At 75.1% G+C, this 6,150-nt stretch carries 6 protein-coding genes; 3 read left to right on the top strand and 3 right to left on the bottom strand.

What is annotated here, in order from left to right:
* Positions 1-136: 136 nt before the first annotated feature.
* A complete protein-coding gene (locus ACFUEL_RS32920) occupies positions 137-1,405 on the top strand; it encodes an MFS transporter (RefSeq protein ID WP_380240774.1) in 1,269 nt (422 codons plus the stop codon).
* A gap of 80 nt (positions 1,406-1,485) precedes the next feature.
* Complete coding sequence (locus ACFUEL_RS32915) at positions 1,486-2,004, top strand: HAD domain-containing protein (protein ID WP_380240772.1); 519 nt, start codon at positions 1,486-1,488, stop codon at positions 2,002-2,004.
* Positions 2,005-2,080: 76 nt separating this feature from the next.
* Here ACFUEL_RS32915 and ACFUEL_RS32910 read toward each other — a convergent pair whose 3' ends face one another.
* The 3 genes from ACFUEL_RS32910 to ACFUEL_RS32900 form a co-directional block, all read right to left on the bottom strand.
* Positions 2,081-2,368, bottom strand: coding sequence for a hypothetical protein (locus ACFUEL_RS32910; RefSeq protein WP_380240770.1), 288 nt, complete (start codon positions 2,366-2,368; stop codon positions 2,081-2,083).
* A 172-nt stretch (positions 2,369-2,540) separates the two neighbouring features.
* Positions 2,541-3,329, bottom strand: coding sequence for a CPBP family intramembrane glutamic endopeptidase (locus tag ACFUEL_RS32905; RefSeq protein ID WP_380240768.1), 789 nt, complete (start codon positions 3,327-3,329; stop codon positions 2,541-2,543).
* A gap of 101 nt (positions 3,330-3,430) precedes the next feature.
* Entirely contained in the window at positions 3,431-4,930 is a 1,500-nt protein-coding gene (locus ACFUEL_RS32900) for a glutamate--cysteine ligase (protein ID WP_380240766.1), read from the bottom strand.
* A 370-nt stretch (positions 4,931-5,300) separates the two neighbouring features.
* Here ACFUEL_RS32900 and ACFUEL_RS32895 point away from each other — a divergent pair, with 370 nt between their 5' ends.
* The gene (locus ACFUEL_RS32895; RefSeq protein WP_380240764.1) at positions 5,301-6,086 is read left to right on the top strand and encodes a hypothetical protein; all 786 of its coding nucleotides are present in this window, start codon (positions 5,301-5,303) and stop codon (positions 6,084-6,086) included.
* The last annotated feature ends 64 nt before the right edge of the window (positions 6,087-6,150 follow it).

Genomic DNA, 6,150 nt, shown 5'->3' with positions numbered 1-6,150 from the left:
GCGTACGGGTCGTCGGTGAAGTAGGCCAGCCGGGCGGGCTCGGGCGGGCTCGGGCGGGCTCGGGCGGGCTCGGGCGGGCTCGGGCGGGCGGGAAAACCGCTGGACGGCGGGGGTGTGGCAGGTCCATGGTCGGGCGGTGAACCTCCTCGACCCGGCCTGGGCCGGCCGCAACTACCGCATCCAGACCGCCGCGACGGTGGTGAGCGGGCTCGGCAACGCCGCGGCTCCGATCGCCACCGCCTTCGCGGTCCTGCACTCCGGCGAGCACTGGGGCAGCACCGAGGTCGGCTACGTGACCGCCGCCCGGACGGTGCCGCTGGTGGTGCTGCTGCTGGTCGGCGGCGCGATCGCCGACCGGCTGCCCCGGCACCTGGTGATGGTCGGGGCGAACCTGTTCAACGCCGCCTCGCAGGCGGTGCTGGCGGCGCTGGTGCTGCTCGGGCACCCGAGCCTGTGGGCGCTGATGGCGCTCTCCGCGGCGGGCGGCGCGGGCCAGGCGTTCTACGCGCCGGCCGCGGAGGGGGTGATCCTGCGGGCGGTGCCGGCCGAGCACGCGGCCAAGGCGTTCTCGGTGTTCCGGATGGCGATGAACGGCGCCTCGATCGCGGGCGCGGCGCTCGGCGGCCTGCTGGTCGCCGCCGCCGGGCCCGGCTGGGTGCTGGCGGCGGACGCGGCCTGCTTCGCCCTCGCGGCGGCGCTGCGGGTGGGCCTGCGGCCGGAGCCGACGGCCGAGCGGAGCTCGGCCCGGCCCAGCCTGGCCCGCGAACTGCTGGTCGGCTGGCGGGAGTTCACCGCCCGGCGGTGGCTGTGGGCGATCGTGCTGCAGTTCGGCCTGATCAACGCCTGCGTGCTCGCCGTGGAGGCGGTGTACGGGCCGGTGGTGGCCGAGCGGCGGATGGGCGGCGCCGGGGCGTGGGGCGTGGCGATGGCCGCGCTGAGCGTCGGCATGGTGGTGGCGGGCCCGCTGATGACGCGCTGGCAGCCGCGCCGGCTGCTGCTGGTCGGCAACGGCGGGGTGTTCCTGTTCGGCCTGCCGCCGCTGGCGCTGGCGCTCGAGTGGCCGCTGCCGCTGGTCGCGGCGGCGATGTTCCTGGCCGGCGCGGGCACCACGGTGTTCCTGGTGGGCTGGATGGTGACGCTGCAGCAGGAGATCCCGGAGGAACTGGTGTCGCGGATGTCGGCGTACGACTCGTTCGGCTCGTTCGCGCTGCTGCCGCTGGGCACCGGCCTGGCCGGTCCGGCCGCGGCGGCGTTCGGCCTGTCCGGGGCGCTGTGGGGGTGCACGCTGGTCTGTGCGCTGCTGGCCGGGCTGGTGCTGCTGGTGCCGGAGGTGCGGCGGTTGGAGCGCGTGCTCCCCGGGGCGCGCTCCGGGGCGGCCCAACCGGAACCCGTCACTTCCGGGTGACAGTCGCTGACAGCTTGCAACCTCCCGGGGCCCCGGCTCGTCCGACCAGGTAACTGGCCGCGACCCGGGGGAGAAACCGCATGGGCAAGCCTCTGCTGTACCTCGACGTCGACGGGGTGCTGAACCCGGTGTTCCCGCACCCCGACGACGACTTCGACACCCACGCCCTGCTGGGCTACTCGGTGCTGCTGTCACCGCGCCACGGCGACTGGCTGCGCGAACTGGCCGACCACTACGAACTGGTGTGGGCCACGACCTGGGAGGAGCGGGCCAACGAGCACATCGCCCCGCTGCTCGGGCTGCCCGAACTGCCGGTGGTGGTGTTCAGCGGCTACGTGCCGCAGCCGGGCGACCCCCGGGTGCCGCTGATGGAGCTGTTCTCGGCCGCCAAGTGGGCGCCGATCCTGCGGCACGCGCAGGGCCGCCCGTTCGCCTGGGTGGACGACTGCATCCCGCCGCGGCTGGTGCGGCGCAGCGTGCTGCGGGCGGACCGGCTGCTGCTGCCGGTCGACCCGGCGCAGGGCCTGCAGCGCGAGCACGTGGACCGGCTGCTGCGGCGGCCCCCGTCCCGGGCGTGGCCGAACCCGTGGGCCTGCTGAGGCGCCGGGGCGCCGGTCGTGCCGCGGGGCGCCGGTCGTGCCGCGGACTTGTCGGTCGCGCGGCGGGGCCGGGGCGTCAGTCGTGCCGCGGCGGGGTCGGGCGGGGTGCGGCGCGGTCGGAGACCTCGGCCCAGATCCGCTCCCAGCGGGCGCTCTCGCTGTGGCCGAAGCGGTCGCCGAGCCGCAGCACGCGCAGCACGGCGACCGTCTGGGTGGCGTCGGGCTGCTCGGTGACCCGCACGGAGATCCGGGTGGCGCCGAGGCCGTGCGGGCGCTCGACCAGCGGCTGGAGGCCGGTGAGCTTGTGCAGCCCGTCGGTGATCATGCGCACCCGGTCGCCGTGCGGATCGGGCCGTCCGTCCATCTCGCGCTCCCCTGTCGTGCGTACCGCGCTACCGCGGCCGTCGGAGGCCCAGCCTACCGCCGCGCGGTGACAGGCCGTCAGGTCACCGGACCGGCGGACGGCCGGGGCCGGACCGGCCGCCCGGGGCCGCCCGGGGCGGTGCCGGTGGACGTCCGCCCGGCGGTGGGCGGGGTCAGGGCAGCCAGCTGACGTGGCCCGCCAGCAGGGCGTAGCCGACGAACGCGGTGGTGTCGATCAGGGCGTGCGCGGCGACCAGCGGGCCGACCCGCTGCCAGCGGCGGTAGAGCAGGCAGAAGACCACGCCCATCACCATGTTGCCGACCAGGCCGCCGACGCCCTGGTAGAGGTGGTAGGAGCCGCGCAGCACCGCGCTGGCGGCGACCGCCGCGGGCCAGCCCCAGCCGAGCTGCTGCAGGCGGCGCAGCAGGTAGCCGACCACCACGACCTCCTCCAGGACGGCGTTCTGCCAGGCGGAGGCGACCAGGACGGGGATCCGCCACCAGACGTCGGGCAGGCCGGAGGGGGCGACGGTGAGGTTGACGTCCGCGGCCTGGGCGGCCAGGTAGAGGGCCAGGCCGGAGCCGCCGATGCAGGCGGCGACCAGCGCGCCGCGGCCGAGGTCGGAGAGCTTGTGGCGCAGGTCGAAACCGAGCGCCCGCAGCGAGCTGCCCTCGCGCAGCAGCAGGTAGCCGACCAGGACGACCGGCATCAGGCCGCGGGCGACGTAGTAGAGCTGCCAGGCGAGGTCGAGCCAGGGCCGGCCGGGGGCGCGGGAGGCGTTGAGGGTGGCGACCTGGCTGCCGAGGCCGGCCGGTTCGGTGAGCGAGCCGACGAAGCTGATCAGCGAGGTGATGCCGCTGGCGCCGAGGGAGAGGCCGAGGACGATCAGCAGTTCGGCGGCGAGCAGCCGGCGCGAGGGGGTCTGGGGGGTGGTGGCGGGCTCGGCCGAGGCGGTGGTCACGGGTCTCCCGGGGGCGGACGATCGACCCGGGGGGTGCTGCCGCCCCGGGCCGATCATCCTTTCACAGGAGGATGAGGCGCCCGTGAAAGCCCGCCCGCGGTTCAGCCGACCGGCCAGGTGTGCACCGGCTCGCCGCTGCGCATGCACTCGATGTAGCGGCGGGTCATGGCGGCGATCGCCTCGTTCGGGCCGAGGTCGTGGTGCTCGCGCAGCCGGTGCACGGTGGCGGCCTGCCAGGCGGCGCCGTTGGTGCGGCGCAGGCAGCGCTGCTCGATGATGCCGAGGTAGCGGTCCCGGTCGCGGGGTTCGATGCCCCACTCGTCCAGGCCCTGGTGGGCCAGCGGCAGCAGTTCGTTCAGCACCAGGTCGGTGGCCGGGAGCTCGACCTGGCCGCGGGCGCCGCGGCCGCCGCGGGGCCACCACTGGACGGCGTCGATGCCGTGTCGGGCGCCGTTGCGGAAGTTCTCGTCGGCCAGTTCGAACGGGAGCCTGCTCCAGATCGGACGGGGCTGCTCGGCCAGGGCCCGGACCAGCCCGTAGTAGAAGGCGGCGTTGGCCAGGGTGTCGACCACGGTCGGGCCGGCGGGCAGGCAGCGGTTCTCCACCCGCAGGTGGGCGACGCCGTCGGCGACGTCGTACACCGGGCGGTTCCAGCGGTAGATGGTGCCGTTGTGCAGCCGCATCTCGCCGAGCCGGGGGACGCCGCCGGAGGAGAGCACCTTCACCGGGTCCTCGTCCTCGCAGATCGGCAGCAGCGCGGGGAAGTAGCGCAGGTTCTCGGCGAACAGGTCGAGCGCGGAGTCGACCCAGCGCTCCCCGAACCAGGTGATGGGGCGCACGCCCTGGGCCTTGAGCTCGGCCGAACGGGTGTCGCACGCCTGCTGGAACAGCACCGGCCGGGTCTCGCGCCACAGCTCGCGGCCGAACAGGAAGGGGGAGTTCGCGCCGAGCGCGAGCTGCACGCCGCAGATCGCCTGGGCCGCGTTCCACACCGAGGCGAACCGGGCGGGGGTGACCTGGAGGTGCAGTTGCAGCGAGGTGGCGGCGGCCTCGGCGACCATCGACACCGAGTCGACGGCCAGCCGCTCCACGCCGTCGATGTCGAGCGCGATGTCCTCGCCGCGGGCGGCCAGGATCTGGTCGCTGAGCAGGCTGTAGCGGTCGTTGCGGCTCATCGCGTCCAGCCCGGCGTGCTCCAGGTCGAGGGTGGGCAGGATGCCGACCATCACGATCCGGGCGCCCGCGTCGGCGGCCCGCCGGTCGGCGTAGCGCAGGCCGGTGTCCAGCTCCTCGCGCAGGTCCTCGAAGACGTGGCCGCTCAGGCGGCGCGGGGCGACGTTGACCTCGATGTTGAACCGGCCCAGTTCGGTCTGGAAGTCCGCCGAGGAGATCGCGTCCAGCACCCGCTCGTTGCCGAGCACCGGGAGGCCCTGCTCGTCGGCCAGGTTCAGTTCGATCTCCAGGCCCATCATCGCCTTCGGGCGGTCGAACCGCTCCTCCCTGAGCATCCGCTCCAGCACGTCCAGACAGGACTGGAGCTTGCGGCGGTACAGCTGCCGGTCGGCCAGCTCCGCCCTGGTCGCCACGACCTTCTCGCCCACGGGTGCCTTCCCTCCCCTCGGTCGACAGTGCCCCAGCATCATGCCCCGGTCGAAGATCAATAGCCCACGATGCGAACACCCGGACGAGACAGGGTGGTTGACGACCGGTCAGCCGTTCCTCGACTTGTGCGCCGCAACAGAACGTGATATGAAGGTCACCCTGTGCACCTGTTCGAATGGAATTCGCACGCCGCTCAGGCCCGGTCAGGGCCGTCCGAGACACCCACGATGCCGAGGGGCTCTCGTCGACGACCCGCCCACCACACTCGGCGCCCATGCACAACCGGACACGGCCAGACCTCCCTCATGTCGGCGCCATGCCGGTATGCCGCAACGGCACGCCGATCTCGCACGGAGAGGCGACCCAGCCATGACCCTGCACCTGTCCCAGCCCCCCGCCGGCGCACTGCGCGCCGTGCTCTCCGCCCTCGGGCCGGAGGCGGAGCTCTCACCGTCCTCGGCCTCCGTCCTGCGCCATAGCGCCGGCCGCCCCCGGCCGCTGCTCGCCCTGCCCGTGCACGCCCTGCACGGCCCCGCGCCCCGGCTGGCCGGGGCCGAGTGCACCGGCTGGCGCTTCCTGCTGAGCGAGAGCTCCCCCGGGGCGGGCGCGCCTGGAGGGGGCGCGCCCGAGGGGAGCACGTCGGGAGGGGACGCGTCCGGAGGGAACGCGGCCACGCCCTGCGGACACAGCGGGTGCACGGGCGGTGGCGGTGGCGGCGGCGCCGACGGCGGGGCGCAGGAGGCGCCGCTGACCGTCGGCGAGTTCAGCGAGGACGGGCTGGACGGGGTGGTGGCCGCCGCCGAGGTGGTCAACGGCCCGGACGGCCCGGCGTTCTCCCACCTGAGCGCCGGCCCGTTCCTGGACTCCACCGTGCGGGCGCTGCGCCAGGCGTGGCAGCTCGCCCACGGCACGCCCGGACGGTACGAGCCGCGGCTGCTGTCGCTGCCCGAGCACTACGCCTCGGCGCTGTGGCTGCACGGCGGCCAGCCCGGCGAGGACCTGCTGATCCCGCTGGCCCCGGCCCCGCTCGGGGTCGCCGCCCACCAGGCGCTGCCCGCCGCCGAGTTGCTGGCCCGGCTGGAGCGCTCCCCCGCCGCCCGGGCGGGCGCGGGCCGGGCCGTCACCGCCGCGCAGCCGTCCGCGCTGATCGGCTGACGGGCCGGGCGCGCCGCCGGCGGGAGGAGCCCGCACCACCAGAACGGGCCATGTCGTCCTGATC

This window comes from Kitasatospora sp. NPDC057198, assembly GCF_042670125.1.
GTDB lineage: Bacteria > Actinomycetota > Actinomycetes > Streptomycetales > Streptomycetaceae > Kitasatospora.
Note: the sequence above shows the minus strand (reverse complement) of the source record. Positions and strands in the feature narration are given on the sequence as shown.

Bases quoted from the DNA above. Each gene is read 5' to 3' on its own strand.
- ACFUEL_RS32910 (WP_380240770.1), bottom strand. From the start codon at position 2,368: ATGGACGGACGGCCCGATCCGCACGGCGACCGGGTGCGCATGATCACC.
- ACFUEL_RS32915 (WP_380240772.1), top strand. From the start codon at position 1,486: ATGGGCAAGCCTCTGCTGTACCTCGACGTCGACGGGGTGCTGAACCCG.
- ACFUEL_RS32895 (WP_380240764.1), top strand. From the start codon at position 5,301: ATGACCCTGCACCTGTCCCAGCCCCCCGCCGGCGCACTGCGCGCCGTG.